Origin of the sequence: Bacteroides intestinalis, assembly GCF_003464595.1 — a bacterium.
Classification (GTDB): domain Bacteria; phylum Bacteroidota; class Bacteroidia; order Bacteroidales; family Bacteroidaceae; genus Bacteroides; species Bacteroides intestinalis_A.
In genome coordinates this window covers 14,116-39,167 of record NZ_QRZF01000023.1, presented here as the reverse complement: position 1 = coordinate 39,167, position 25,052 = coordinate 14,116, and the positions used below count along the sequence as shown (strand labels likewise).

General features: G+C 42.7%; 30 protein-coding genes. 12 read left to right on the top strand and 18 right to left on the bottom strand.

Annotated elements, in window-relative coordinates:
* Window positions 1–57: 57 nt before the first annotated feature.
* From DWW10_RS22325 to DWW10_RS22300, 6 genes are all read right to left on the bottom strand, one after another.
* Complete coding sequence (locus tag DWW10_RS22325; RefSeq protein WP_373128964.1) at window positions 58–687, bottom strand: M23 family metallopeptidase; 630 nt, start codon at window positions 685–687, stop codon at window positions 58–60.
* Window positions 688–702: 15 nt separating this feature from the next.
* Window positions 703–1,368 (bottom strand): B3/B4 domain-containing protein, encoded by a 666-nt coding sequence (locus DWW10_RS22320; protein ID WP_007212572.1) that lies wholly within the window; start codon window positions 1,366–1,368, stop codon window positions 703–705.
* Window positions 1,338–1,982, bottom strand: a complete 645-nt coding sequence (locus DWW10_RS22315; protein WP_118401713.1) for a lipoprotein signal peptidase — start codon at window positions 1,980–1,982, stop codon at window positions 1,338–1,340. Before DWW10_RS22315 ends, DWW10_RS22320 begins: the two co-directional genes overlap by 31 nt.
* Window positions 1,983–1,991: 9 nt before the next feature.
* Complete coding sequence (gene pgeF / locus DWW10_RS22310) at window positions 1,992–2,813, bottom strand: peptidoglycan editing factor PgeF (protein WP_118421139.1); 822 nt, start codon at window positions 2,811–2,813, stop codon at window positions 1,992–1,994.
* On the bottom strand, window positions 2,810–3,982 hold the full coding sequence (gene obgE, locus DWW10_RS22305) for a GTPase ObgE (protein ID WP_022209255.1): 1,173 nt from the start codon (window positions 3,980–3,982) through the stop codon (window positions 2,810–2,812). Before obgE ends, pgeF begins: the two co-directional genes overlap by 4 nt.
* Window positions 3,983–4,106: 124 nt before the next feature.
* Complete coding sequence (locus DWW10_RS22300) at window positions 4,107–5,441, bottom strand: DUF1593 domain-containing protein (RefSeq protein WP_022393828.1); 1,335 nt, start codon at window positions 5,439–5,441, stop codon at window positions 4,107–4,109.
* A 74-nt stretch (window positions 5,442–5,515) separates the two neighbouring features.
* Here DWW10_RS22300 and DWW10_RS22295 point away from each other — a divergent pair, with 74 nt between their 5' ends.
* Window positions 5,516–5,992, top strand: a complete 477-nt coding sequence (locus DWW10_RS22295; protein WP_022393829.1) for an AraC family transcriptional regulator — start codon at window positions 5,516–5,518, stop codon at window positions 5,990–5,992.
* 94 nt (window positions 5,993–6,086) lie between these two features.
* Here the strand turns inward: DWW10_RS22295 and DWW10_RS22290 are convergent, their stop codons facing one another.
* The 3 genes from DWW10_RS22290 to DWW10_RS22280 all read right to left on the bottom strand — a co-directional run bounded on the left by DWW10_RS22290 (window position 6,087) and on the right by DWW10_RS22280 (window position 9,011).
* The gene (locus DWW10_RS22290; protein ID WP_022393830.1) at window positions 6,087–6,659 is read right to left on the bottom strand and encodes an adenylate kinase; all 573 of its coding nucleotides are present in this window, start codon (window positions 6,657–6,659) and stop codon (window positions 6,087–6,089) included.
* 237 nt (window positions 6,660–6,896) lie between these two features.
* Window positions 6,897–7,433 carry a hypoxanthine phosphoribosyltransferase gene (hpt, locus tag DWW10_RS22285; protein WP_022209252.1) on the bottom strand — a complete coding sequence of 179 codons (537 nt, stop codon included), beginning with the start codon at window positions 7,431–7,433 and terminating at the stop codon, window positions 6,897–6,899.
* Between the two features lie 39 nt (window positions 7,434–7,472).
* Window positions 7,473–9,011 carry a peptide MFS transporter gene (locus tag DWW10_RS22280; RefSeq protein ID WP_022393831.1) on the bottom strand — a complete coding sequence of 513 codons (1,539 nt, stop codon included), beginning with the start codon at window positions 9,009–9,011 and terminating at the stop codon, window positions 7,473–7,475.
* Between the two features lie 270 nt (window positions 9,012–9,281).
* Between DWW10_RS22280 and DWW10_RS22275 the strand changes: the two genes are divergently transcribed.
* Window positions 9,282–10,403: a retron St85 family RNA-directed DNA polymerase gene (locus DWW10_RS22275; protein WP_118421138.1), complete on the top strand. Its 1,122-nt coding sequence runs from the start codon at window positions 9,282–9,284 to the stop codon at window positions 10,401–10,403.
* Here DWW10_RS22275 and DWW10_RS22270 read toward each other — a convergent pair.
* The 3 genes from DWW10_RS22270 to def form a co-directional block, all read right to left on the bottom strand.
* Window positions 10,400–11,251, bottom strand: a complete 852-nt coding sequence (locus DWW10_RS22270; protein WP_118421137.1) for a SecDF P1 head subdomain-containing protein — start codon at window positions 11,249–11,251, stop codon at window positions 10,400–10,402. The genes DWW10_RS22275 and DWW10_RS22270 overlap by 4 nt on opposite strands.
* 19 nt (window positions 11,252–11,270) lie before the next feature.
* A complete protein-coding gene (locus DWW10_RS26525; RefSeq protein ID WP_259320520.1) occupies window positions 11,271–11,453 on the bottom strand; it encodes a hypothetical protein in 183 nt (60 codons plus the stop codon).
* A gap of 89 nt (window positions 11,454–11,542) precedes the next feature.
* Complete coding sequence (gene def, locus DWW10_RS22260) at window positions 11,543–12,127, bottom strand: peptide deformylase (RefSeq protein WP_118421136.1); 585 nt, start codon at window positions 12,125–12,127, stop codon at window positions 11,543–11,545.
* A gap of 185 nt (window positions 12,128–12,312) precedes the next feature.
* Here def and DWW10_RS22255 point away from each other — a divergent pair, with 185 nt between their 5' ends.
* Window positions 12,313–13,080, top strand: coding sequence for a helix-turn-helix domain-containing protein (locus DWW10_RS22255; protein ID WP_259320519.1), 768 nt, complete (start codon window positions 12,313–12,315; stop codon window positions 13,078–13,080).
* A 40-nt stretch (window positions 13,081–13,120) separates the two neighbouring features.
* Here the strand turns inward: DWW10_RS22255 and DWW10_RS22250 are convergent, their stop codons facing one another.
* On the bottom strand, window positions 13,121–13,264 hold the full coding sequence (locus DWW10_RS22250; protein ID WP_259320518.1) for a hypothetical protein: 144 nt from the start codon (window positions 13,262–13,264) through the stop codon (window positions 13,121–13,123).
* Window positions 13,265–13,366: 102 nt separating this feature from the next.
* Entirely contained in the window at window positions 13,367–13,945 is a 579-nt protein-coding gene (locus DWW10_RS22245; protein ID WP_118421134.1) for a Crp/Fnr family transcriptional regulator, read from the bottom strand.
* A gap of 370 nt (window positions 13,946–14,315) precedes the next feature.
* Between DWW10_RS22245 and DWW10_RS22240 the strand changes: the two genes are divergently transcribed.
* From DWW10_RS22240 to DWW10_RS22230, 3 genes are all read left to right on the top strand, one after another.
* Window positions 14,316–14,810: an HU family DNA-binding protein gene (locus DWW10_RS22240; RefSeq protein ID WP_022209240.1), complete on the top strand. Its 495-nt coding sequence runs from the start codon at window positions 14,316–14,318 to the stop codon at window positions 14,808–14,810.
* Between the two features lie 107 nt (window positions 14,811–14,917).
* The gene (locus DWW10_RS22235) at window positions 14,918–16,114 is read left to right on the top strand and encodes an ATP-binding protein (protein WP_118421173.1); all 1,197 of its coding nucleotides are present in this window, start codon (window positions 14,918–14,920) and stop codon (window positions 16,112–16,114) included.
* 32 nt (window positions 16,115–16,146) lie between these two features.
* Entirely contained in the window at window positions 16,147–17,658 is a 1,512-nt protein-coding gene (locus tag DWW10_RS22230) for an NAD(P)H-hydrate dehydratase (RefSeq protein WP_118421133.1), read from the top strand.
* A gap of 83 nt (window positions 17,659–17,741) precedes the next feature.
* Here the strand turns inward: DWW10_RS22230 and DWW10_RS22225 are convergent, their stop codons facing one another.
* Entirely contained in the window at window positions 17,742–18,425 is a 684-nt protein-coding gene (locus tag DWW10_RS22225) for a DUF5715 family protein (protein WP_022393904.1), read from the bottom strand.
* A gap of 97 nt (window positions 18,426–18,522) precedes the next feature.
* Complete coding sequence (locus tag DWW10_RS22220) at window positions 18,523–19,365, bottom strand: hypothetical protein (protein ID WP_118421132.1); 843 nt, start codon at window positions 19,363–19,365, stop codon at window positions 18,523–18,525.
* A 154-nt stretch (window positions 19,366–19,519) separates the two neighbouring features.
* Between DWW10_RS22220 and truA the strand changes: the two genes are divergently transcribed.
* The 6 genes from truA to DWW10_RS22190 all read left to right on the top strand — a co-directional run bounded on the left by truA (window position 19,520) and on the right by DWW10_RS22190 (window position 23,269).
* Window positions 19,520–20,275, top strand: a complete 756-nt coding sequence (gene truA, locus DWW10_RS22215; RefSeq protein ID WP_118421131.1) for a tRNA pseudouridine(38-40) synthase TruA — start codon at window positions 19,520–19,522, stop codon at window positions 20,273–20,275.
* Between the two features lie 80 nt (window positions 20,276–20,355).
* Window positions 20,356–21,252 carry a DMT family transporter gene (locus DWW10_RS22210; RefSeq protein WP_022209235.1) on the top strand — a complete coding sequence of 299 codons (897 nt, stop codon included), beginning with the start codon at window positions 20,356–20,358 and terminating at the stop codon, window positions 21,250–21,252.
* A gap of 126 nt (window positions 21,253–21,378) precedes the next feature.
* Window positions 21,379–21,672: a type II toxin-antitoxin system HigB family toxin gene (locus DWW10_RS22205; protein ID WP_061436418.1), complete on the top strand. Its 294-nt coding sequence runs from the start codon at window positions 21,379–21,381 to the stop codon at window positions 21,670–21,672.
* Between the two features lie 40 nt (window positions 21,673–21,712).
* Entirely contained in the window at window positions 21,713–22,078 is a 366-nt protein-coding gene (locus tag DWW10_RS22200) for a helix-turn-helix domain-containing protein (protein ID WP_029427091.1), read from the top strand.
* A 28-nt stretch (window positions 22,079–22,106) separates the two neighbouring features.
* Window positions 22,107–22,577, top strand: coding sequence for a GAF domain-containing protein (locus tag DWW10_RS22195; RefSeq protein WP_022393288.1), 471 nt, complete (start codon window positions 22,107–22,109; stop codon window positions 22,575–22,577).
* 50 nt (window positions 22,578–22,627) lie between these two features.
* Window positions 22,628–23,269: a DUF3256 family protein gene (locus DWW10_RS22190; RefSeq protein WP_022393287.1), complete on the top strand. Its 642-nt coding sequence runs from the start codon at window positions 22,628–22,630 to the stop codon at window positions 23,267–23,269.
* A 4-nt stretch (window positions 23,270–23,273) separates the two neighbouring features.
* Here DWW10_RS22190 and DWW10_RS22185 read toward each other — a convergent pair whose 3' ends face one another.
* Window positions 23,274–24,164 carry a YitT family protein gene (locus DWW10_RS22185; protein WP_007212615.1) on the bottom strand — a complete coding sequence of 297 codons (891 nt, stop codon included), beginning with the start codon at window positions 24,162–24,164 and terminating at the stop codon, window positions 23,274–23,276.
* 144 nt (window positions 24,165–24,308) lie between these two features.
* Entirely contained in the window at window positions 24,309–25,052 is a 744-nt protein-coding gene (locus DWW10_RS22180; RefSeq protein ID WP_118421130.1) for a LytR/AlgR family response regulator transcription factor, read from the bottom strand.

The window sequence follows — 25,052 nt, the reverse complement described above, 5'->3', positions numbered from 1 at the left end:
AAGTTCATGTCGTTTTATAGGTAAAACAGTTGCAAATTTAGTGAAACGTTTGGATACTTAGCTGGTTCCGGCTGTTTTTTTTGTTGCAGGCTTCACGATGACGCCTTTTCCATTCTTGGTGCAGTGAATACACTCTTTGCGGAGTGTCCTTTCTTTGAAATCGAAAATGAGATTGGGGTTGAAATGCTGCCCGTTGATGCGGGTTTCAAAATGAAGGTGCTCGGTGCTGGCCCGTCCGGTACGTCCGGTCAGTGCAATGGGTTGTCCGGCCTTAACGGCGTCACCGCTCTGAACAAGATTCTTAAAATTATGACTGTATATCGTTTCCAATCCCGAAGAATGGCGCACAACGATTACGTTGCCGTAAGCACTGTAAGGCTTCGACATACGTACAATGCCATCGAAAGCACTGCGTATCGTGTCTTTGGCGCAAGTCTTGATATCAATGCCCGAGTGACGGCCGCCACCACGTCCGTAAGGAGAAATCACTTTTCCTCCGGGAAGCGGAAAGCAATAAGCGGTGTCAGGTATTTGTTCCAGATGCAATTCTAACAATTTTTCGTTATCGAAAAGCCCCGGTGTAGTAACCCGGATATGATTGATTTCCATTTGCGAGAAGCTTGGTTTCTCTTCAGGCGGAGTATAAGCCAGTGCGAATGATAGTAGTAGAAAGAATATGTTCATGATTAAAGGTCTTTCTTGTTATTCAAAATAGATAATTTCTCCTCCATTCGAGGAAGTGTATTTTTTCAGTAATTCCTGTATCATCTCGGCAGCTTCCCGCAGACCTTCCTGTCCGCTGTAACCATTGACGATGGCAAGGATATGCTGGGTACCTAAATCCATTTTAGTACGTTCGTTGTCGCTGGTAGGAGTACCGATACCGCCTACAGCATCGCGATAGACCGGAAGTCCTTCGATGTTCAGCACACCCCGTCCGATACCTTCGAATGGTTCTTCGGCGCGTCCAACTCCCAGTTTGAGGTCAGTGCCCTGTATCTTGTCCGCATCGAAACCACCGATGGAATAACCGGTGCGCAGGGATACCAGATTAATCAGGTCAACCAGTGTATCTATTTGGTAAAGGGCAATTCCGCGCATCAGACGGCGGCGCAAGGCTTCGGCAGAAGGACGGTAACGGCTTGGGTCTTTGCCGCAGCGTTTATAAGCTTCGCGGGTAGCTGCAATGGCGGGTTGCAGTTTGATGTCCTCCGGCTGGGTAGTGGAAGTCAGTTCTCGGGTGAAAGTGTTGATTTCTTCCCAAAGTCCTTCGCAAAAGGCTGTATTGGTAACTTCTGCATAGACGGCTGCACCTTTGAAGATGGGGCAGGCATTTTTTATTTCTTCTGATACGGTGATCTGGTACATAAACTAAAACTACTATTTAAACTTTTCATGTAAAACAAAAATAAGATAATCACTCCGCAACTGATGGCAGCATCCGCTAAATTGAATACCGGACTGAAGAATACAAAATTGTCTCCTCCTATAAATGGCATCCAGCCTGGCCAGTTAAACTCAAAAAGAGGAAAGTAGAACATATCGACCACTTTTCCATGCAGCCAACCGGTATATCCTTCCCCTATAGGTACGAAAGTAGAAATCTCGGTGGGTGTACTCTTGCTGAAAATAACGCCATAGAATATGCTGTCGATGATATTCCCGATAGCTCCTGCCAGTATCAACGAAATACATGCAATATAACCACGCTTATATTTAGCTTTAATAAGTATGACGATATACCATCCAATTGCGATAGCAAATATTGTGCGGGCAATAGTCTGAATGGCTTTAGGCACTATCTGCATACCGAAAGCCATACCGGGATTTTCTATAAAGCGAAGATAAAACCAATCTGTGATATGAATGCTTTCATTATAAAACATATTCGTTTTAACCTCAATCTTTATGACTTGGTCAAGAATCAAAATTCCCAGTACAATGAGAATCGATAGTTGCCCTTTGGACAAAATGTTCTTCATATTAAAAAGTTATGGTTTTGTGTCTACTATCATAATTCCCGATAGTATACGTCCTGATTTAATCCCCAGCCGTCTTGCCGAGAAAAATTCTTCATGTCTCATATAAGTGCAAATACCAGATGTCTCTATTTGCTCGCCGGGTACGCCAAAGTCGAGCAACTGCATCCGGTTTGCAGCCCACAGGTCGATATGATGCTTATGTGTTTCCGGTTTCCATTCTGATATATAATCCATTGCAAAACCGTTCATGCGGAAAGCTTCGTACACTTCTTCGCCCACTTCAAAAGAAGGCAAGGATATGCCGGGGCCGATACAAGCGATTACGTCTTTTCCATCGGTTCCGTAGAGTGCCCGCATCCTGTCGAGAGTGTGTCCGGCTATGTAATTTACCGTTCCCCGCCAACCTGCATGGGCGGCGGCTACCACTTGGTTCTTGCGATCATACAACAGGATAGGAATACAGTCTGCCGTAGAAATGCAAATGCAGCAACCCGGTTCCTTGGTGATTAGTGCATCCACCCCTTGCAGCATGACCGTTCGCTCGTCAGATGTGGCATTGAGATACTTTTCATCAATCACCTCTACCTTTGTACCATGTGTCTGGAATGGAATGACTAATTCTTTAGGGTGTTGAGGCATGGAGCTGCAGAGTAGTTCTTGATTGCGACGGACAGATTCCGCATTATCCCCCGTGTAAGGCGTACAGTTGAAAGAGGCATAATCTCCCTTGCTGAAACCTCCCCGGCGGGTAGTTGCGAAACAAAAAATGTTGGAGTACGGTGTCATAACCCCGTATCCCAACATTCGTTTATCTTCTGTCAGAGCAATCATTGCTTGTCATCCTCCCAGTCCTCTTCCTCATACTCAAAGTCTTCCAGGTCTTCCACGTCCTCGTCATCTTCCACATATTCATAGCTGAGGTCCTCATCCTCACCCATGTCTTTCAACTCTTGCTGGAGTTTGCTTACATCCTTCGGACGGTGAACGATAGCTTCTATTTTGTTGCTATCCTTATTCAACTCTTCCCAAAGAATATCTTTCAGCACGGAAAGTCCCATACCGGTAATGGAAGAAATGAATACATGCGGAACGTTTGCAGGGAGTGTAGGCTCTATTTCGTCCATCAATTCCTGATCGAGCATATCGCTCTTGGTGATGGCAAGTACTCGTTGCTTGTCCAGCATTTCAGGATTGAAAGTGCTCAGCTCATTCAACAGGATTTCATATTCTTTCCGAATATCGTCGCTGTCGGCAGGCACCATGAAGAGCAACAGAGAATTACGCTCGATATGGCGCAGAAAGCGCAATCCCAAACCTTTTCCTGCACTGGCTCCTTCAATGATACCGGGAATGTCCGCCATGACAAACGACTTGCTGTCACGGTAAGAAACAATACCCAGGTTGGGTTCCAATGTGGTGAATGGATAGTTGGCTATCTTGGGCTTGGCGGCAGATACGGAAGCAAGCAAGGTTGATTTTCCGGCATTCGGGAAGCCTACCAGACCTACGTCTGCCAAGAGTTTCAGCTCCATGATTACTGTCATTTCCTGCATCGGTTCGCCCGGTTGTGCAAAGCGGGGTGCCTGACGGGTGGCTGTCTTGAAGTGCCAGTTACCCAGTCCGCCGCGTCCGCCTTTCAGCAGAACAACTTCTTGTCCATGCTCGGTGACGTCACAGATATATTCGCCTGTTTCGGCATTGTATACCACTGTGCCACAGGGAACTTCAATAATCTTATCTTCTCCATCCTTACCAAAACTGCGGTTCTTGGAACCGGATTCTCCATGTCCTGCCAGTGCATGGCGGTCGTAGCGCAAATGCAACAGCGTCCAGTAGTTACGGTTACCGCGCAGGATAATGTGACCTCCTCGTCCTCCGTCACCTCCGTCGGGGCCGCCATTGGGTATGTATTTCTCACGCCTCATGTGCGTAGAGCCTCGTCCGCCCTTTCCGGAGCGGCAATATATCTTTACGTAGTCAACAAAGTTCGATTCAGCCATTTCTTTCCTTACGATTGATTTTAAAATACTTATTTTCTTTTTCGATGCAAAAGTAACGATTCTCCAAGACTACCTCAAACTTTTTTATTCCTTTTTATTTATTAATCCGTAGCGGAGGGCATTTCTAACTTATTTTTAGCACTACTCGTCTATAAACGGTAAGTGCCGGAGTCGCTTCATCCGTCAATTCTAAAATGATATGTATGTTTTGGCCCGCAGCATCAGCAGGAATATGCACTTTGCATTTTTCCGCATTATCCCCTTCTATTTTTACTTCACCTTTGTAACTGCTTGGTTCAGTATAAACACTCCAATTGTATATCAGTTTGTTACCATCAGGATCAGTTGAACCGCTGGCATCTAAAACCATGGAATTTCCGGCTTTTACCTTCTTAAAGATACATTTTAGCGAACGGTCTCCATCAAGCACTGCATGCGGATGGTGATTCACCGCTTTATAATCATCGGTTGTAGTCCACAACATACGTGCTGCAAAATTATTCCAGATGTGCTGCTGCCATTTGTTGATGGCGGCACAGCCCTCTTTGCAGCTTCCATGCATATAATAAGGGTCATATTGCGTTTCATCTTTCCCGCTGCGCACTATAAAATCCATACCTCGTATACCACTCGTCTTTTGATTGGAGAAACGACCGCCCCATCCTCCATATTCAAGTGAATCGGGTACGTTCAGGCCATTTGCATATACATAAAAGAAAGCTGGAGAGTCACCTTCCGTTGCCCACTTCCGGTCAGGATAATGCTTGCCTAATGGCTGATGACTTTGAATATTCTGTTTAAGCCATTGATCGGATGGTCCCCAACCATATAATTCTTTGTTTCTGATATATACTATTTCCGGGAAGTTCTTGGCTATCCAGGCTCCGGCATCATCTTGCCCTAGAACATCATATATGCGGATTTTTGCAGTAAACTTCTTAAGGTCTTTCTCGCTACGTGTATGCTTCACTTTCCATAAAGCTTGCGCTATCGTATTCATTCCACCCCAAGCTGCAAGCCATACGGGGCGTTGATCCTTTTTCTTATCAACTACCGAGATTATCAGTTTTGATCCCGGAGAATCTTTACCTTGACCTACTCCGGTCATGTTAGAGGAAGGTTGCCCTTGTTTAATAATTGCCCGCAGTTGATTCAAACTGGGATACCCTTCTGCATGTTTATTCAAGCGAGGCAGAACTTCTCCAAATTGTTCTACTACCTCTGAAATTTTAGCTGTTTTATCTGGGTCATCCATCCAGACTTGTGAACTGATTAACCCTTCAATGTCGATTACATTTGAGCATAATAACAAGTGTATCATTGACTGGATATCATCCGGATCAGTTCCCCCTAAATCAGTGGTTACAATCAGCCGATGTTTGTCCTCATTAGCCACTTGCGCCTCTGAATAAAGGCTCCATGCTGTAAGAAAGAAAAAGAAGAAAAGTACTTTTTTCATGGCGTTTAAAGATTATTTTTGCAAATTTACCACCAAAATGTGAATAACACTCTCTATTTTTATATACGAATATAATGAATTCCGAGAAATGTTACAGTTTTGATAAGTTCCGTGAGGAGTTTAAACCTTATGGACTTACATGTGAGACATGGATACCCCGTGTTATGCCCAGATACGATAGGCATAATGAAATAGAGATAAATTACCTGCCCCAAGGGAATATCACTTACTTGCGACACAACGAAAAAATAACCATATATCTTACTAAGAATTATTGTAATGATATTAAAGCCAATGATATCGGTGATGCAGTAGGTCTGCACCCTGATTATGCCAATCATATATTTAAGAAGGCATTTGGTACTACAATAAGTGACTATATTGCTGAGTTAAGAATAGCTCATGCACAACGTAAATTACTGACTACAGACATGAGCATTACCAACATTGCATACGAATGTGGATTCAATTCTATAGCCCGGTTTAATGCTACATTCTTTAAGAAAATCCAATGTACCCCGCGTGAATATAAAAAGAAGATCGTGAAATAGTTACTTGTTATTTTAGGGCAGACGGGAGAATAACAAAGCGCGGTAATATCATTTTCATGGGTATTACCGCGCTCTAAATTATGATTGTGTTACTTTACTTTGCAGCGTCGATTGCAGCGCAAACATCAGCAAAGATTTCTTCCAATGCACCTTGTCCTTTGATGTGTTGGTATTGTCCTTCCTGCTTGTACCAGTCAATCAGCGGAGAAGTCTGTGAATGATAAACATGAAGACGTTTCTTGATAGTCTCTTCGTTGTCATCGGCACGACCGGAATCCTTACCACGTTTGATGAGGCGGACCATCAGTTCGTCTTCAGGTACATCCAGGTCAAGCATAACGCTTACTCCCTGATTTCTTCCAGCAAGCATTTTTTTCAGAGCTTCTGCCTGTGCAATCGTACGGGGGAAACCGTCGAAGATTACACCTTTGCTGTCTTTGAAACTATCGAATACACTTGCAAGGATATCAATCATCAGGTCGTCAGGGATCAACTGGCCTTGATCGATATAACTTTTAGCTGTTTTGCCCAGTTCTGTGCCGTTCTTGATTTCAGCACGCAACACGTCACCGGTTGAGATGTGGTTAATACCGTACTTTTCTACGATTTTCTCACTTTGTGTTCCCTTTCCTGAACCGGGAGCACCGAAAATTACAATGTTCAACATTTGTGATTTACAATTTAACTGTTACTTATTATTATACCTAATTCAAAATTCTCTTGTACGCACCATAATTTAGCCTTATCCTGATAGCCTTGAGCAAGGTCTGCTCCGTATCAAGTCCGTACCAAGTCCGTATCTTCTCCGTGCAAAGGTATCTTTTTACGGAGCAGGTACGGACTTGGTACGGACTTGACCCGGTTCAGGTATGGCCTATAGCTCTATACGTAGTATTCGATTTCTTTAATCTACCACTGTATAAATGTCCGCATAATTGCGCCCGAAGCCGTCATAATCCAATCCATAACCTACAATGAAGTCATTGGGAATTTCCATGGCTACGTATTCTATATTCAAATCTACTTTCAACTTATCAGGTTTCACCAGTAACGAAGCGATGTGGATTTCTTTCGGGTTACGTGTGCCCAGCGTGTCCAGCAGACGTTGCATAGTCAGGCCAGTATCTACAATATCTTCCACAATCACTACCGTGCGGTCTGTCAGATCTTCGGTAATACCGATCACTTCCTTGATAACTCCGGTAGAGGACACCCCCTGATAAGAAGCCAGCTTCACGAAAGAAATCTCGCAGGGAATAGTAATGTTTTTCATCAGATCAGCAGTAAACATAAACGAGCCGTTCAGGACGCTGAGAAATAGAGGATTTTTACCAGCCAGATCGCGATTGATTTCATTTGCAACGCGGGTTACTTCTTTCAGAATGTCCTGTTCCTTGATAGAAACAGTGAACTTTTTGTCTTTTATTTGTATGGTGTCCATAAGGGATAGATTTTTAAAATTGGCACAAAAATACGATTTTTATTCTACTCCATGCATCATCTTCTGTAATTTCTTTGAGAGCAGGAAGAGGATAAGAGAGGCTACGCCGGACATGATAACGAATACCATAAAGAAGTCGAACATGGTTTCAATACGGAATCCGAGCAGGGTTTTCACTTTCCCGTCTTCGGGATAAAGGCCGCCTAAAGTACCTGCAAATTTATTGGCTGTAGAGGTGGCAAGATACCAGATTCCCATCATAAGAGAGGCAAAACGGACAGGGGTGAGTTTGTTTACCATGGATAAACCGATAGGGGAGAGGGCTATTTCTCCCATAGTATGGATGAAATAAAGTCCGGTTAGCCAGATAAGGCTGACTTTTACACCAGGCTGTACATCTTTCACACCGAAACAAATGACTAAATATCCCAGTGAGAGCAGCAACAAACCAATAGCTTGTTTGGTGGGGGAAGCCGGTTCCATGCCTCGTTTGTTCAGCGCACCCCATACACTGGGCATAATGGCTGCCAATATAACTACGAAGAACGGATTGAAAGATTGTATCCAAGAGGCGGGCATTTCCCAACCGAGGATTGTACGGTCGGTTTGTTCGGCAGCAAAAAGAGTGAGCGAAGCACCTGCTTGTTCGTAGGCTGCCCAGAAGAATATAACGAAGAAAGCGATAATGTAAATAACGAAGATACGGTCACGCTCTATCTTTGTCAGAGAGCCATCCAGCAGAATGCTGACGGGGAAGACGATACAGGCTGTGAATATCCCTATACTGACCCAATCGTTGCCGAAACACCAGTAGAAGAATAAGGCAAGGGCAATGGTCAGTGCTCCGAGAAGCAAATTGTTGCGCATCTTCTTATCTTTATCTATGGCTGTTTGCTGAACTGTTTTATGTTCTTTCGGTTGCTCCCGTTTGGCGTCCGGAATAATGCCGAGCGGCTTTCCGTCAGGACCGATCAGATACTTGTTCTTTTGCGTTTCAAATAGAATTACCGTGAAGATTGTAACGATCGCTGCAATCAGGAATCCCCATTTGAAATCATTGGGATTACCCGTTTCACCGAAGTAACCGCAAACCAGCGGGGCAAAGAAAGAACCCACATTTACACCCATATAGAATATAGTATAAGCAGAGTCCAGACGTCTGTCTCCCGGTTCATAAAGTTGTCCGACCAATGACGAAACTGTAGGCTTAAAGCAGCCATTTCCTAAAATCAAGAAGGTGAGTCCCCCATACATCAACCAGTGGGAAAGCTCTTTAGTATCCAGCATCGACGCACTGAAGAACATCAGGAACTGGCCTACCGCCATCATCATGGCCCCCCAGAAAACGGAACGCCGGATGCCCCAGTATTTATCAGCAATATATCCGCCGATGAGCGGAGTGAGATAAACCAGTCCGGTATAGCTGCCATAAATAGAGGCGGCATGTTCCTTATCGAACAAGAGAGCCTGGGTTAGAAACAGGATGAAGATAGCACGCATACCGTAGTAGCTGAAACGTTCTGCCGTGCTGGTAGCAAAGACAAGGTAAAGACCTTTCGGGTGTTTGGATGTACTCATTATAGTATAGATATTTTCTTTATGGGAGGCAAAGTTATAGAATCTGATTAAAAAAACATTACTACATTAAAATAAATTGTCTCTCTTTGGCGCTATAAGTGAAAAAAGATATATTTTTGCGTACGAAGAGGATGAGAAAAAGATTTAGCAGGAAAGAGGTGCAGTCGCCTCGTAAGCTCAGGAGCTTTCTTAGAAATGTAAATACTCTGGTATAAATACCACGATTTACATTAGTAAATACTCATCCTCTTCCTTTTTTAGTTATGTAAGATGAATGGAATTCTAATAGCGGTACTGATTGTCACCGGCTTGTTGATTTACAAGATTATCTCTTCGAGCCGGAAACAGGAAGGATACAAAAGGTGGAAAGCCGGAAACCGCAGCAATACGGAAGATACTACCGATACAGAAACTACCCGTAAAGGATGGTTTAGCCGGTACTTTGGTACTTCTGCTCCGATCACCATTCCATGGTTCGACGAGGAGGCAGTAGTGAAGTGTGCCAATCTGTTGGGAGTGGAAGAGGCGGTCCTGAAAGAGATACTGAAAGATATTCCCGGACATTACCGGGAATTCTGGATTGGTAAAAGAAAGGGAGGCTACCGTATGATTTCAGCACCGGACAAAGAGCTGAAAGCCATTCAGGATACTATCAATCATCGCGTTTTATCATTTGTGAATCTACATCCCGCCGCTACCGGTTTCCGGTGCAAGATGTCCATTTCCGATAATGTCCGGCCGCATCTGGGCAAGCCCTATGTGCTGAAAACTGATATCCATGATTTCTTTGGCTCTATATGCAGTCTGCGGGTACGGAAAATGTTCGAGAGTATGGGATATCCACCGAAGATTGCAAGAGTGCTTGCGGCTTTATGCTGTGTACGCAGATGTCTGCCTCAGGGAGCATCTACCAGTCCGGCACTGAGTAATATCATTTCTTATGAGATGGACAAAAAGCTGGCGGCACTGGCTACTGAATATAATCTGGTTTATACCCGCTACGCGGATGATCTCACTTTTTCGGGAGATGTCTTTCCGGCGCAACAGATATTGCCTCTGATTAAACAGATCATTCGGGAGGAAAAGTTTGAAATCAATCATAAGAAAACCCGTTTTCTGAGTGGGCATAAGAGAAAGATTATCACAGGCGTTTCCATCAGCTCCGGCGTGAAGCTGACCATTCCCAAAGCAAAGAAGAGGGAGATACGCAAGAATGTCCATTTCATTCTGACGAAAGGGCTTGCGGAGCATCAACGCCGGATAGGTTCTCATGATCCTGCTTACCTGAAGCGTCTGATCGGAACTCTTTGCTACTGGCGATCCATAGAACCGGATAATGCTTATGTTTCCGATTCTATTGCTGCTTTGAAAGGTTTGGAGAAAGGATCTTAATTTTTCTTCTTCTGAGGAGTAGGTTCAATATCATAATACCCTTCTTCTGTTTTTATGATTTTGAATTTTCCTTCTTTCACCCATTTATTCCAGTCGACAAACAACCTGGTGATATATTGGTACATGTCTTCTGCAATATTAATTTCTGCTCCTGATTTCAGGTTCAATACCAGTTGGTTATTCTTGACGGAAAGATGCTTCTTGGCTCTGTCTATAGCTATTACGTAAACAGTCCGGTTGTAGGCGCGGTCTTCAAGAAAACCTGTCTGATAGTTGTAAGGACCGATTGCATCATCGGACATCGGACGTTTAGTCTTAAGGAAGGTAGAGTCGGTAATGGATTCGCGTACCTTGCGGGCTTCTTCCCATGCTTTCTTGTGTTCTGAAGAAATTTCTTCGTTTCTAATGTCCTCTTGAACTTGTCTGTACAGTGTTTTAAACTCAGCTTCTTTGCCTGAAATAGCAAAATAGCCATTTGGAATCCGAGCATTAACCCGAGGATTGCATACTACCTTATTGTTACATACAAAGCTGATATGTTTACCTATAGACCGTTCGGTTGCATCTGCCCATACTTCAATCGACTGTTCGTTTACTCTTCCTACAATTTGGTATATCATTTCGCCTGTCCGTTCATTCAAGGAAGAGTCGAGGCTTATGGAGGCAAAATCTTTGGTCGTTACGATTGGCTCTGCCGAAAGGCTGTCTTGTTTACCACTCGTGATGTAATACCATCCATTGGGGCGATTCGTATCAATGGCTTTTTCACAAAGGTTCATAGAACCGTTGCTGTTTCCTCCCAATGAGCTTAAAGCCATAAGTGCTACTAATAAACTGAATGCTTTCATAACTTCATTATTTAGGTTACTATTCTTTTGAAAATAATCTATCGTTCTCGTAAGCCTTTCCGACAGTTTGAATAGATGAAAACCGCCTGACTCCGACAATCTTCCGTTCATTTTCATCTTCTATGTAATAGCTCAGGGCAGGTTCACCTATATAATATTCATCGATGTAGGTGTTGTTATCTATTAATACGGTTAGCTTCATATTTTTTTTGGTGCATTATTCGGAAATGGATACTCTTTAAGGAATGATACTTGCAACAAAAATACGAAAAGTCAGGCATAATCTTCGGTTTAATATGACTTTTGTGTTGGATATGACGCATTTATCTTTCTTTTCAGGATACGTGCCAGTTTGTTCCGCAATAATTGTTTCCTGAAAGGCGACAAATGATCTATATACAGTCTCCCTTCCGTATGCTCAAACTCATGTTGAATGATTCGTGCCGTATATCCATGATAAACCTTGACTTGCTCATTAAATTCCTTATCCTGATACTTTATTGTTATGGACCAGGGTCGTGTCACTTCCTCATACAGATCGGGAATACTCAGACAGCCTTCTCCCGTAGTCCATACCTCGTCACTGTATCCTGTTATTTCCGCATTTATGAATGTTTCTTCTATCCCGCAATCATCTTTTGCAAAGAAACGTTCCCTTTCTTTAGTGGACATATATGCATAGCTATCCCGGCTGTTCACTACAAATAGTTTGATAGGAAGATTGATCTGTGGAGCAGCCAGACCACAACCGTCCGCATTTCTCAGTGTCTGCCACATCGTCTCTATGACTTCCCGGATACCCGGATAAGTTTTCTCTATACTCACACATTCTTTTCTCAGTACGGGATTCCCGTAAATTGTTATCGGTTTAATCATATTACTTTTTTAGGCAAAAGTAACCCATAGACATCAACCCTTATGGTAAATTTTAGACATATCGTTCTGTACTATCCTAATATTTATGTACTTTTGCACACATGCCGGTAAGCTTATTAGAACATATCATATCACATCCTTTCGCTTCTCTTGAGGGGATAAGGATAATGACTCCTGCAAAAGATATGCAAGAGTACGTCGATAGTTTCTTTATCTTCCCTTGCTGCGATTTATCTGATAGCTTGGCATATAATGACGGAACACCTATGTTAGCATTCCTGTCCGAGGCGGAAGATGAAGTAGAGTTGGAGTATAATGAGGAGGCTTCCAGATTCAAATCCGGTTGGTTCAGTACAAGGTCTTTTGAAAAGATGGCTGTTCGTTTCTCCGGAAGGGGCACTTATCTGCTGATAGTACGGTTTAAACCTGCATCTTTTTACCGCTTGTTTGGGTTGGATGCCAAAAAATTCAATACCCGTCCTTTCTGGAATCTGCAATCCGTATTTCATGATTCGGATGCTTTACTGAAAGAAATGCAGCAATGTGGGGAAGTAGAAGAGAAGATAGAACTTTTAGAAAACTGTATCCGCGATGTCCTATCCGTAAATGAAAAATCTAATAAGCTGCTGGATGAGGCCATTCGCTATATCAAGTTGCATAAAGGAACATTATCCATCGATGAATTAAAGTCTCATTTAGGCGTTAACTATAAATGGCTGGAACGAAACTTTTCCGAAGCAGTCGGCATGACGCCCAAGTGTTACTCTTCTTTGCAGCGGTTCATCCATGCTTATACCGCTTTTCGAGTACAGAAAGATTTGGTTCGCATTACTGCGGATAGTGGTTATAGCGACACGAATCATTTCATTAAGGACTTTAAAAAGTATACCGGACAAACTCCCATGCAGTATTTGCGTGCATACAATATGAAATCCTGCCTCACAGAATCGTGAAGCAGGATTTCTCTTGAAAAGTCTAGTTTAGATTGTTCCGTTATTTTGTAGAGAGTGGCAGCGATTCATACTCCCTGTATTCTCTGTAATCTTGTCCGGGAACAGTTATCGGATCGTCATAAGTTTCGTATATGTTCAATTTGTCGGTAGTCAGCTGTTTAATTCTACTTTTGTATGGTATCATTAGTCTTTAATGTTTAACTCGCTACAAATTAAGTGCATAAAAAAAAGAAAAGCCTTGAACGAATTCAAGGCCTTCAAAATAAAGTGATAATCCTATGATTTTTTAACAAAACTCTATTCCCTTGGTATTCTTTCGTATATGGCTGATTGTTTCAGGGGTGACACGGAGAAAAGATGCTATCTCCCTGAGTGTGATATAATTGAGAAAATCCGGATAGCGTCTTACTAAATCCACATAGAGTTCAGTAGGTGTTTTGCAGTAAATATCCAGCAAGCGCTTATAAGTCTGGACAAAGAGCTCTTCCGCTAAAATTTTTTCCAATTCCTGAGTAGATTTGTCGGTGGAAAAGAAGTTGGTTATTTCTTGGGCAGATGCATAATATATCAGAGAATCGGTGGTTGCCTGAATGCTTACCATTGCTTTCTCCTTTTTTATGCATTGTGGGTAATCACCGACATATTCTCCTGCAAAAGCATAGCCTACAATGTGTTCACATCCGTTTTCATCCGTACAGACATAGCGGAACATACCTTTCTCGATATAGGCGGCATGTGTCGTGACAATGCCTTGTTCCGCAAAATATTCTTTTTTCTTCATTTCCTTGCATCGTCCATGATCCAAAAAGAATTTTTTGAATATGGAGAATTCTTCACGCTCCGTATAGTTATTAAAGCCTTTCATGTGTGTAGATTAGTTTTTGTCTTATTGATAGCAAAAATACAAAAGGGAGAATAAAAAGTATATTATCAGATTAATAAAAAAGATTATTTAGGCAGAAGACTTTAATTTTATGGTTTATTTATTTTTTCAGGTAATTGTCTGTCTATTGACGTTAATGCTAATATTCCTTGCTTATCTCTATTAAATAGTCTACCTTTGTTTAATAAACAACGGTATTTACATGTGCATGTTAGAACTATTGAGATGTGCATGTTGATGCTACTTACATGTGCATGTCAGTAGTCCTAACATGTGCATGTAGGTATCTGTATTCTTTAAAGAAAGACGGACTGTTTAATAATAAAGCGTTAACTGTTAATACATTCGATATATGGCAATCCCTTACATTGTCTGCCGCAAGGTGGATGCAACGAAAAAAGAAAAACCGCAATTGTGGTATGCCGTCGGCAAGAAAATGCAGAAGAAAAGCGGCAGAACGGAGCGGGACGTAGCACATCGGGTAGCTCAACGGACTGGTTTTCACCCGGGAGTGGTAGAAGCTGTCCTGGCTGCAACGGGTGAAATCATTGAAGAGGAGTTGAGCGATGGACGCTCTGTGACGTTGCGCGGCATCGGGTCGTTTCAGACGGCAGTCACGAGCAAGGGGTTCGAACACCCGGAAGATGTGTTGCCACATTCCGTCAGACTCTCACGCGTGTACTTTAAGGCGGATCGTATGCTGACGCTGGCCGTGAAACGTGCGGGATGCCATCGGATTCCGTTTAAGTATTACTTCCCGAAGGAGTTGCTGACGAAGAAGATGGAACTGGCTGATAAACAGGCGGAACGGGAAGAGGATGAGATGGATGGAGCGGAATGCAGCTGAAGAGCGGAATGAGTAAATTGTATTTTATAAAAAACAAAATGAATAATGTTTTGTATTTTATAAAATACAATTTATCTTTGTAAGAAATAAATATAACCTTGATGCGGATGAAACAATTATTTGCTACTTCATATCAACTCATAGAACGCACTTCGACAGAATTTGTAAGATATCTGTATAACGAAATACGTTGGGGAAATAGGCTGATTGCTATAACAGGCGCCCGTGGTTCAGGCAAAACAACGCTTATGCTCCAGTATATCAAAGAGCATTACACTGCATACAGTAATGAAGCTCTGTACGCTTCATTAGATAATATCTGGTTTTTCAGGCACTCGTTGCTTGAGTTGGCAGATGAATTCCACAAAATGGGTGGCAAGATATTGTTTCTGGATGAAGTGCATAAGTATCCGACGTGGTCTGTAGAAATAAAGAATATCTATGATAGCTATCCGGATATGAAAGTTGTTTTTACCGGTTCTTCTCTGTTGGAAATTCATAAGGGAGAGGCTGATTTATCCAGGCGAGCTGCCATTTATCATCTGCATGGATTGTCATTTCGCGAGTTTTTAATGTTTGAGTATGGGCATAAGGTAGAAACGGTTACTTTATCCGATATATTGACGAGACATGTGGAAATAGCGATGAATGTGGGAAAGGTAATCAAGCCGCTTGTTGCATTCAAAGAATATTTATCTTATGGATATTATCCTTTTTATAAAGAAGATAAGGTTTTGTATCATGAAAAATTATTGGCAACACTGAATATAATTCTGGATGTGGATTTACCTTCTACTGAAAAGATAGACTATTACTCTATCGGAAAGATGAAAAAGTTGTTTGCCATACTTGCTGAACTTGTACCTTACATTCCTAATGTATCGGCTTTAAGTAAAGAGCTGGAGGTTACGCGGATTTCTTTGCTAAACTATCTGTTTTATCTTCAGAAAGCTCAAGGTCTATTGTTACTTGATAAAGAAGCATCCGGTATAAAGCAATTAGCTAAGCCGGAAAAGATTTACTTAGGTAATACGAACTATGCCTATGCATTGGGAGGTGATAAGACTGACATTGGGAATGTAAGGGAAACTTTTTTCTTCAACCAGACCCGGGTTCGCCATGCTGTGACTTACTCTCCTAAGGTCGATTTTATTCTTGATGGAACTTATAGTTTTGAGATTGGAGGAAAGAATAAAACGAAGGAACAATTGAGGGAAGTCCCCAATGGATATTTGGCGCTTGATAATATTGAAGTGGGATATGGAAACCAGATACCGCTTTGGATATTTGGATTAATGTATTGATAGAGTTTGAACAATAATAGAGAAAAATAAATATGAAGATATTCCCTACTCAAAGCATCAAAGAGTTGGATGCTTACACAATAGAAAATGAACCGATTGCTTCCATCGACCTGATGGAGCGTGCCTCGCAGGCATTGACAAAATCGATTACGAAACGCTGGGAAGCTGAAACACCGATTACGGTATTTGCCGGACCGGGCAATAATGGTGGAGATGCATTGGCAGTCTCCCGATTGCTGGCGGAAAAGGGTTATCAGGTATCGGTTTATCTGTTTAATACCAAAGGAGAACTTTCTCCCGATTGCGAGGCGAACAAGGAACGACTGGTGGATGTGAAGAATCTGGATTTCCATGAAGTGACATCACAATTCGTCCCGCCCGTGCTGACGGTTGACCATGTGGTTATCGACGGACTGTTCGGTAGTGGATTGAACAAGCCGCTGAGTGGTGGCTTTGCTGCCGTGGTGAAGTATATCAATGCTTCATCGGCACAGATCGTGGCTATTGATGTTCCTTCGGGATTGATGGGGGAGGAGAATACCTTCAATATCAAAGCTAATATTGTCCGTGCGGATGTGACGCTGAGTCTGCAATTGCCGAAGTTGGCTTTTCTTTTTGCTGAGAATCAGGAGTTCGTGGGTGAATGGGAATTGCTGGATATCGGTCTGAGTGAAGATGCGATAGAGGAGATGGACACTGATTATAGTCTGCTGGAGGCTGAGGATATGCAGGATCTGTTGAAACCGAGAAATAAGTTTGCCCATAAAGGAGACTTCGGACGCGCCTTGCTTATTGCCGGTTCGCAAGGAATGGCGGGAGCGTCGGTGCTTGCCGCAAAAGCTTGCCTGCGTTCTGGAGTAGGGTTGCTGACGATGCATGTGCCTTATTGTAACAATATGATTGTGCAGACTTCCGTGCCGGAGGCTATGACGGAACTGGACCCCAGTGATACCTGTTTTGCCTGTCCTACGGATACGGATGATTATCAGGCAGTGGGCATCGGTCCGGGTCTGGGAAAGGCGGAAGAGACAGAGGGTGCGGTATTGGAACAGATAGACAGCTGTTTATCTCCTATGGTAGTGGATGCTGATGCTTTGAATGTGCTGGCAGGGCATCGCAATTATATCGGACGCTTACCGAAAGGGAGTATTCTGACACCGCATCCGAAAGAACTGGAACGGTTGGTAGGAAAGTGTCAGGACTCTTATGAACGCTTAACGAAAGCACGTGAGTTGGCGCGAACATCAGGAACATATATCATCTTGAAAGATGCTTACTCTGTGGTTATTACTCCGCAAGGGAAGTGTTATTTTAATACTACAGGTAATCCGGGTATGGCAACAGGTGGCAGTGGAGATGTTTTGACGGGTGTAGTGCTGGCTTTGTTGGCACAGGGTTATGCTTCGGAAGATGCAGCCTGTCTGGCGATGTATGTTCACGGGCTTGCCGGAGATATTGCTTGTAAGAAGTATGGGGCGATAGGAATGACAGCTGGGGATATCGTGACGTGTCTGCCGTTGGCGTGGAGGATGATGGAAGAATGAAAAGACAAGATATCAGGTTTTAAGTATGCAGTGTTATGGCACAGTCTTAGTACTGCAATACTTAAAACTTAATACCTAATTTATTATTTTCCTCTCGTCGTAATATGGAAGCATCCTTGCTTCAACTCATACTTTATATAGCATTTATCCGCTTTCCGCAAGTCGCGCAATACTTCGGAAAGTACGAGTTTCAATGTATCTGAACTGACATCCTGTAGCGGGCGTCCATCTTCATCTTCTACTTTCTTGAAGCGCTTCCAACTGACATCGAATGTAGTTCCGTAGAAATGCGCAGAGTTTGCCGAAGCATTGCCATTGCGGCGACGCAGGCGTTTTACGTCATCTTCGGTGCGGAGTACGGAGGTTACGATTATTTTATTGGGGTTTAGTCCTTTGGCGGTCAGCGAGTCAAGGAAATTGCTACCGATGGTATCCAGTAGTTGTGCTGCACCTTTAATGAGATATGGGATGGAGTGTGTCAGCGAGTCTACCACATATAAATCGTTCGTTTCGATGTGCTGAAGTTTTTCCTTCATGTGTTCGGCCTCTTTGCGGGAGGCAATTGGCGTAATGCCTATGGCTTGTGCGACATTCAGATGCGCTTCATTCAAGTCGCCGAAGGTTCGTCTGTAGCTGATTACTCCTTTAATGTTTCGCGGCTCGTTCAGTTTAAGGGACATATCTTTCTTTTTGCATCCGGCAAGGGAAGTGCCGGCCATAAGTATTGCTAAAAATAAAAGCGGAAGTTTGTTGTATCTTTGTTGCATATGGCTTGAAAATGTTTTTATGTGGGCACAAAAGTAGGAAAAAGAAAAGAGAGTTCTTGTCTATATACTATCGTTTTTTAAAGAAAAAAGTGACGGCTCAATCTATTTCACAAATAGCGTTCTCTTTCATTAGGGTGAACTCTTCTAAAGAAGATGGGGTTATGTTTATCATTCCGGATTTTGATTGTTTGTGTAATTTTGCTAATGTGAAATATTCATCGTCTAATACATCTTGTATTCCCCAGATATCATTTTCTTCATCTTTTATATATGACTCTATAGCTGTGCCATTCATATAATGTACATAGAAGATCATATCTTCGTGATGATCATAGAAACTAAGATAAGTCTCTACGGAATGAAGATATTTATCTTCTATACTTCTCAGCAAATTTCCTATAAACAAGAGCTGGGGTTTAGATATGAGTTTGTCAGCTTCGCAGCATATAGAACAGTCCCAAATGTCATTGAATAAAGATTTTTTGCGGAACCGTATAACGTCTTTATGCTCCGGATGCTCAGTGATGAATGATTGTATCTCTTTCGAGATTTTGTGCTGCACCTCTTTATTTGGATCACTTTTTAATATGAAATTTATCCGGAATAGGCTGTGGCATTTATTTGGCGATATTGAAAACTGGTAGTTGGCTGCTGAAGTTTGAAGCTTGAAATTGGTAGATTTATTTTTGAGTGATGAGTTTATTGAACTATTATCGCGATTGGCCTTTAAAAGTTCAAAGATTTGCCTGGTGGTATCTTCTGCTGATTTTCTTTTTAGAAAATCCCAATACATGAATCCAGAGAGAATTGATGCGCCTACAATGAGAGAGGCTGGTTTACCAAAGAATCTTTCTGTTAAACCGATACTGCCTCCTGTTATGAGAACAAGGATTATCCAAATGGCAGTATTTTTTAATAATCTTGCAGTTTCACGTTCCATGTTTGTATTATTCAAGATTTACTTTATTATATGATAGTAAATTAGTGACGAAGGTACATATATAAAATAATGGAAGCAAGATTTGTTGACGTATTCTTTCATTTCTTTTAGGGTTTGCGTTATCTTTGCGCCCGAAAAATGAAAGCAAAAGAGTATGCAACGGTATTTTATTTATTTAGCTTATGACGGAACCGCCTACCACGGCTGGCAGATACAACCCAATGGAGAGAGTGTACAAGAGTGTCTGATGCGTGCACTTGCCACACTGATGCGCCGTGAAGTAGAGGTTATTGGTGCCGGACGTACCGATGCCGGGGTGCATGCTTCTCTGATGGTTGCCCACTTTGATAGTGACGAACCGCTTGATACAGCTTTCTTTACCGACAAACTAAACCGCCTTTTGCCGCCCGATATTTCTGTTTACCGCCTTCGTGCAGTGAAGCCCGATGCGCATGCTCGTTTTGATGCAACGGCACGCATGTATAAATATTACGTGACTACGACAAAGTCTCCCTTCAATCGTCAATACCGTTGTCGTCTTTTCCAGACGCCCGATTTCGAACGAATGAACGAAGCGGCCTGTAGTTTGTTTAATTATACAGACTTCACCAGTTTCAGTAAACTGCATACGGACGTAAAAACAAACAACTGCCGCATCATGCATGCCGCCTGGACTCAGATAGACGATGTAACCTGGGTATTCACCATTCAGGCGGACCGTTTCCTGCGCAATATGGTTCGTGCAGTTGTCGGCACTTTGCTCGAAGTAGGCCGTGGCAAGCTCACCGTTGATGGTTTCCGGCGTGTTATCGAGCAGAAAGACCGTTGCAAAGCTGGTACTTCCGTTCCGGGCAATGCCCTGTTTCTGGTAGATGTCACATATCCGGAAGAACTGTTTATAAGCAGTTAAGCAGTCGGATCAGTTTCTTAAGTCGGATAACTTTATCCCTGAACTGCCTTTTAATTTTTAATTTTCAATTTTTAATTCACATGTGGTTATTACTCGCCTTTCTCTCAGCTGCCTTGCTGGGTTTTTATGATGCATTTAAGAAGAAATCATTGCGCGATAATGCTGTGCTTCCCGTTCTGTTTCTGAATACGGTATTCTCCAGCCTGATATTTCTTCCTTTCATACTGATTTCCGCTTTTACTCCTGCTTTGAACGGAACAATGTTCGAAGTACCTGTTGTAGGTTGGGAGGTACATAAGTTTATCATTGTCAAGTCATTTATCGTTCTATCTTCCTGGATATTCGGTTACTTTGGCATGAAGCATTTGCCGTTGACGATTGTCGGTCCGATTAATGCTACCCGCCCTGTAATGGTGCTGGTGGGTGCCATGCTGATATTCGGTGAACGTCTGAACCTGTATCAATGGATCGGAGTCATGCTTGCCATACTTTCTTTCTTTATGCTGAGCCGTTCCGGTAAGAAGGAAGGCATTGACTTTAAACATAACAAATGGATTTACTTCATCGTGCTGGCTGCCATCACCGGAGCTATCAGCGGACTTTATGACAAGTATCTCATGAAGCAATTCAATCCTATGGCGGTGCAGTCGTGGTATAATGTCTATCAGGTATTTATCATGTGTCCCATCATTCTTTTGCTATGGTACCCCAAGCGAAAAGAAAGTACCCCTTTCCGTTGGGATTGGACTATCATCCTGATATCCGTCTTCCTTAGTGCAGCTGACTTTGCCTACTTTTATGCCCTGAGCTATGAAGACTCCATGATTTCCATTGTCTCTATGGTACGTCGTGGGAGTGTGGTTGTCTCATTCCTTTTCGGAGCTCTCTTCTTCCGTGAAAAGAATTTAAAAAGTAAGGCTGTCGATCTCATTTTGGTATTGATTGGAATGTTCTTCCTGTATTTGGGAAGTAAATGAGCTCTGGAGGTATTTAGAAAGAAAGAGTGCTTATTTGTGAAATAAATGCTGGTGCTTTCTAAATATTCGAAATATGTTTTGAATTTCAGAATTTTGTGGTTAGCTTTGCGTCAAATTGAGTGTGAAATGAGAATAATATCATTTGCGGCTATAAGAGAATACGTCAAGAAGCATGCTGACGCTGATATACCTTTGCGTGATTGGTATAAAAAGACAGAACAAGCAGATTGGACATGTTTGACCGATATGAAGCAAACGTTTAATAGTGTTGACTATGTGGGTAATGACAGGTTTGTTTTTAATATCAAAGGTAATGATTATCGGTTGGTTGCAATAGTGTTATTTGCCGCTAAAAAGGTCTTTATTCGTTTTATTGGCACTCATAAAGAGTATGATAATAAAGACTGTTCCAAGGCTTAATGCTGCATATTCGTGAGACACACGTAAAACTGTAAATTGTATGGCAAAGATAAAAACAGAGAAACAGTACAAAGCAGCTTGTATGAGAATTGAAGAGTTGCTGAAAGTTGTTAGCAATGAGACACCTGCTGATGATCAGAATTATCTTGAACTGGATTTGATTGCGGATTTGGTTGCCGACTATGAAGAGGAACATTTTCCTGTAAAAGCTCCCGCTTTGGTTGATGTGATAAAATTACGCATGTATGAGATGGGATTAACTCAAAATAAGCTCTCTGAGTTGTTGAATGTTAGTCCTTCACGCGTTAGTGAATATCTTTCCGGTAAGTGTGAACCTACTTTAAAAGTGGCACGAGAGATGAGTCGGAAGTTGGGCATTGATGCTAATATCGTTTTAGGTGTATAGTTGTTATTCCCTTTATTACTATAATTGAATGGCAGAAGATTTATGTATCAGCAACGGCAGCAAGGCCGAAAAGTATCGGACTTTGCTTCCCCAGATGAAGAGCCTGATTGAAGGTGAAAATGACCTTATAGCCAATCTGGCTAATGTTTCGGCTGCACTGAAAGAGACTTTCGGTTTCTTTTGGGTGGGATTCTATCTGGTGAAAGGGGAAGAACTGGTATTGGGACCTTTTCAGGGACCGATAGCCTGCACACGTATCCGGAAAGGACGTGGTGTTTGCGGTATGGCATGGGCTAAGGCGGAGACGTTGGTGGTGCCCGATGTAGATGCATTCCCCGGACATATAGCTTGTAGTTCGCTGTCGCGCTCGGAGATTGTCATTCCGTTGATTCGTGAGGATGGCGAGGTGTGGGGCGTGCTCGATATAGATAGTGAAAACCTGAATACCTTTGACGAAACAGATGCACGTTTTCTTGGAGAGATATGCTCCTGGCTCTGAAGATTGCGTTGAAGTAATAAAATACAAAATAGGAATAACAGAAAAATAATATGATGAAGAAATTGACAATGTTCTTGTGTTTGGCTTGTGCCTGGATGTGTTCTCTGCAGGCTCAGGAAGCTAAAACCTTTTTCAAAAATATGCCCGATAGCCTCAGTCCACTGCTTACTGCCGTGAACCGTGCCGACTGTATCGACTTCCTTGAAAGTAAGATGAAAGCGGAAGTAACCAACCGTTTCGGCGGCAAATCGGAAATGACGGAGCTTGCTCCCGATTATATCCGTATCCAGATGACACCGCAAAGCTCCTGGCAGATGAAACTACTGGCTACGAGCGACAGCACGAAAGTAATCTGTACCGTATCTACAGCTTGTGCCCCTGCTTGTGATAGTGATGTCCATTTCTATACCACCGGTTGGGAAGAATTGCCCGCTTCTTCTTTCCTCACGCCTCCTGTAATGAAAGATTTCCTGTCATTACCCGATACGGTGATGGATTATGAAGTGAGAGATGCCGGCGAACAGGCAGATATGCTGCTGATGAAAGCCGATCTTTCTGCAAAGGACAATACACTGACTTTTACTTTTACAACTACCGACTATATGGATAAAGAAGCGGCAGAGAAACTGAAACCGTATCTCCGCCGCCCTGTAGTGTATGTTTGGAAAGAAGGTGGCTATGACCGCAAGTAACGGGCTACTTCACCTTTATTCTGTCGAATCCTTCTCCATATACTCCGATTACCGCACTTTGTGATACAAATGCGTTTGGATCTATATCCTTTATCAATCGGAATATAATTGTTGATTCGCGCTTCTTGGCAAGTACGAACAACATCTTCTGTTCCTTACCGCTATAAAATCCGGAAGCATTGATGACGGTGGCGCCCCGGTGTGGATATACATTGATGTGCCGGGCTATTTCATCATATTTCTCACTGATGATAAAGAACTGTACGGATTGCCGGGCACTATTCACTACCTGATCCAGAACAAAACTGCAAATGTACAGGGTTACATAACCGTAAACCACCTTCTCCCAATCTTTCAACACAAAGTAGCTGGAAGAAATGATAATCAGGTCACAGATCAGCATTACACGACCTAATGTGATATCCCGGTATTTATTGATGATAGCGGCAATGATATCCGTTCCGCCTGTGCTACCATTGGAAGAAAAAGCGATGCCTATGCCGCCTCCACAGAGGGATGCACCGATGACGCACGCCATGAAAGGCTGATCGTGCAGTAAGACCACACCGCTTGCCAGTCTCTGAATGATGGAAAGGAAGAATGTCAGGGTGAATACGGCGAATACAGTTTTGATACTGAACTTCCAGCCCAGGATGCGGATAGAGAGTAGTAGCAAGATGAGGTTGATACTGAAATAAGTGTACTGCACAGGGAAGCCGGTGGCGAAATAGACTATGGAGGCGATACCTGGCACTCCTCCGGTGGTGATGTCATTGGGCAACAGAAATACTGTCCAGCCTATACCATAAAGAATTAATCCGAGGGCGATCATTAAATAATCTCTTGTTTCCCGAATCAGGCTTTGCTTAGTAGGGACGTTTACGATTGTTTTCATCTGTTTTATGCGTAAGTTTGGTAATGAGTTTTAGAAACTTTCTTTATAAAATGTGCGTTGTTTGTTTACGCCTGCAAAGATAGATGTAATATTCGGAAATCTTGTCTAATCCGTCATGGTTCATGAGGGGATGTGCCCAATTTTTTATTTGCTGATTAAATTCTTATAGACTACTGTTTGCAGTAATTCCTCCCGTCGCAAGGCTGAAACTGGAAGTTCTTTCCCGTTGATGAAGACTCTTCCTTTGGCAATGGAATCGATGTGCGAGAGGTTTACAAGGAAAGATTTGTGTATTCTGAAGAAGGCGCTTTGAGGCAGAATTTCTTCCAGTGAAGTCATGGTCTGATGGATGACGAGAGTTTTGGATTTGAAGTGCAGTTTCAGGTAGTTCTGCATGCCTTCTACGTATAGTATATCTTTCCAGGATATCTGGGTAAATGCATCCCCCTGTCTGATATACATTTCCCGGGCGGTTTCTTCTATTCCATTATTTTGCAGTAAGAGTTGGGTTCTGAAGGTATGGGCGGCCTTGGTCACTGCCTGAAAGAAACGCTGAAAAGAAATTGGTTTCAGTAAGTAGTCAACAACATTAAGTTGATAGCCTTCCAGGGCATATTCGGAGTAGGCGGTAGTTAGTATGGTCAATGGTGCTTCATCCAATGATTTCAGGAAATCGATGCCGGAAAGATAGGGCATATTGATATCCAGAAACATGAGGTCGATAGGCTGATTTTCTAATATTCCTCTTGCTTCGAGTGCAGAAGAACAGGTAGCGTTGACTGTGAGAAAGTCCAGTTTACTGATGTGGTTGGCAATACCTTTGATGGCGATTTGTTCGTCGTCTACGATGAGGCATTTCAGGGGTTGTTGTTCAGGGGAGTCTTTCAT

What these genes read in the sequence shown, in the direction of transcription:
- DWW10_RS26525 (WP_259320520.1), bottom strand. Translation starts at nt 11,453, where the DNA reads ATGAAGCTAACCGTATTAATAGATAACAACACCTACATCGATGAATAT.
- DWW10_RS22190 (WP_022393287.1), top strand. Translation starts at nt 22,628, where the DNA reads ATGATGAAGAAATTGACAATGTTCTTGTGTTTGGCTTGTGCCTGGATG.
- truA (WP_118421131.1), top strand. Translation starts at nt 19,520, where the DNA reads ATGCAACGGTATTTTATTTATTTAGCTTATGACGGAACCGCCTACCAC.
- DWW10_RS22230 (WP_118421133.1), top strand. Translation starts at nt 16,147, where the DNA reads ATGAAGATATTCCCTACTCAAAGCATCAAAGAGTTGGATGCTTACACA.
- pgeF (WP_118421139.1), bottom strand. Translation starts at nt 2,813, where the DNA reads ATGATTGCTCTGACAGAAGATAAACGAATGTTGGGATACGGGGTTATG.
- DWW10_RS22275 (WP_118421138.1), top strand. Translation starts at nt 9,282, where the DNA reads ATGAATGGAATTCTAATAGCGGTACTGATTGTCACCGGCTTGTTGATT.
- DWW10_RS22210 (WP_022209235.1), top strand. Translation starts at nt 20,356, where the DNA reads ATGTGGTTATTACTCGCCTTTCTCTCAGCTGCCTTGCTGGGTTTTTAT.
- DWW10_RS22240 (WP_022209240.1), top strand. Translation starts at nt 14,316, where the DNA reads ATGGCAATCCCTTACATTGTCTGCCGCAAGGTGGATGCAACGAAAAAA.
- DWW10_RS22245 (WP_118421134.1), bottom strand. Translation starts at nt 13,945, where the DNA reads ATGAAAGGCTTTAATAACTATACGGAGCGTGAAGAATTCTCCATATTC.
- DWW10_RS22225 (WP_022393904.1), bottom strand. Translation starts at nt 18,425, where the DNA reads ATGCAACAAAGATACAACAAACTTCCGCTTTTATTTTTAGCAATACTT.
- DWW10_RS22255 (WP_259320519.1), top strand. Translation starts at nt 12,313, where the DNA reads ATGCAAGAGTACGTCGATAGTTTCTTTATCTTCCCTTGCTGCGATTTA.
- hpt (WP_022209252.1), bottom strand. Translation starts at nt 7,433, where the DNA reads ATGGACACCATACAAATAAAAGACAAAAAGTTCACTGTTTCTATCAAG.
- def (WP_118421136.1), bottom strand. Translation starts at nt 12,127, where the DNA reads ATGATTAAACCGATAACAATTTACGGGAATCCCGTACTGAGAAAAGAA.
- DWW10_RS22290 (WP_022393830.1), bottom strand. Translation starts at nt 6,659, where the DNA reads ATGTTGAACATTGTAATTTTCGGTGCTCCCGGTTCAGGAAAGGGAACA.
- DWW10_RS22250 (WP_259320518.1), bottom strand. Translation starts at nt 13,264, where the DNA reads ATGATACCATACAAAAGTAGAATTAAACAGCTGACTACCGACAAATTG.
- DWW10_RS22220 (WP_118421132.1), bottom strand. Translation starts at nt 19,365, where the DNA reads ATGGAACGTGAAACTGCAAGATTATTAAAAAATACTGCCATTTGGATA.
- DWW10_RS22195 (WP_022393288.1), top strand. Translation starts at nt 22,107, where the DNA reads ATGGCAGAAGATTTATGTATCAGCAACGGCAGCAAGGCCGAAAAGTAT.
- DWW10_RS22300 (WP_022393828.1), bottom strand. Translation starts at nt 5,441, where the DNA reads ATGAAAAAAGTACTTTTCTTCTTTTTCTTTCTTACAGCATGGAGCCTT.
- DWW10_RS22185 (WP_007212615.1), bottom strand. Translation starts at nt 24,164, where the DNA reads ATGAAAACAATCGTAAACGTCCCTACTAAGCAAAGCCTGATTCGGGAA.
- DWW10_RS22315 (WP_118401713.1), bottom strand. Translation starts at nt 1,982, where the DNA reads ATGAAGAACATTTTGTCCAAAGGGCAACTATCGATTCTCATTGTACTG.
- DWW10_RS22205 (WP_061436418.1), top strand. Translation starts at nt 21,379, where the DNA reads ATGAGAATAATATCATTTGCGGCTATAAGAGAATACGTCAAGAAGCAT.
- obgE (WP_022209255.1), bottom strand. Translation starts at nt 3,982, where the DNA reads ATGGCTGAATCGAACTTTGTTGACTACGTAAAGATATATTGCCGCTCC.
- DWW10_RS22180 (WP_118421130.1), bottom strand. Translation starts at nt 25,052, where the DNA reads ATGAAAGACTCCCCTGAACAACAACCCCTGAAATGCCTCATCGTAGAC.
- DWW10_RS22200 (WP_029427091.1), top strand. Translation starts at nt 21,713, where the DNA reads ATGGCAAAGATAAAAACAGAGAAACAGTACAAAGCAGCTTGTATGAGA.
- DWW10_RS22295 (WP_022393829.1), top strand. Translation starts at nt 5,516, where the DNA reads ATGAATTCCGAGAAATGTTACAGTTTTGATAAGTTCCGTGAGGAGTTT.
- DWW10_RS22280 (WP_022393831.1), bottom strand. Translation starts at nt 9,011, where the DNA reads ATGAGTACATCCAAACACCCGAAAGGTCTTTACCTTGTCTTTGCTACC.
- DWW10_RS22320 (WP_007212572.1), bottom strand. Translation starts at nt 1,368, where the DNA reads ATGTACCAGATCACCGTATCAGAAGAAATAAAAAATGCCTGCCCCATC.
- DWW10_RS22270 (WP_118421137.1), bottom strand. Translation starts at nt 11,251, where the DNA reads ATGAAAGCATTCAGTTTATTAGTAGCACTTATGGCTTTAAGCTCATTG.
- DWW10_RS22235 (WP_118421173.1), top strand. Translation starts at nt 14,918, where the DNA reads ATGAAACAATTATTTGCTACTTCATATCAACTCATAGAACGCACTTCG.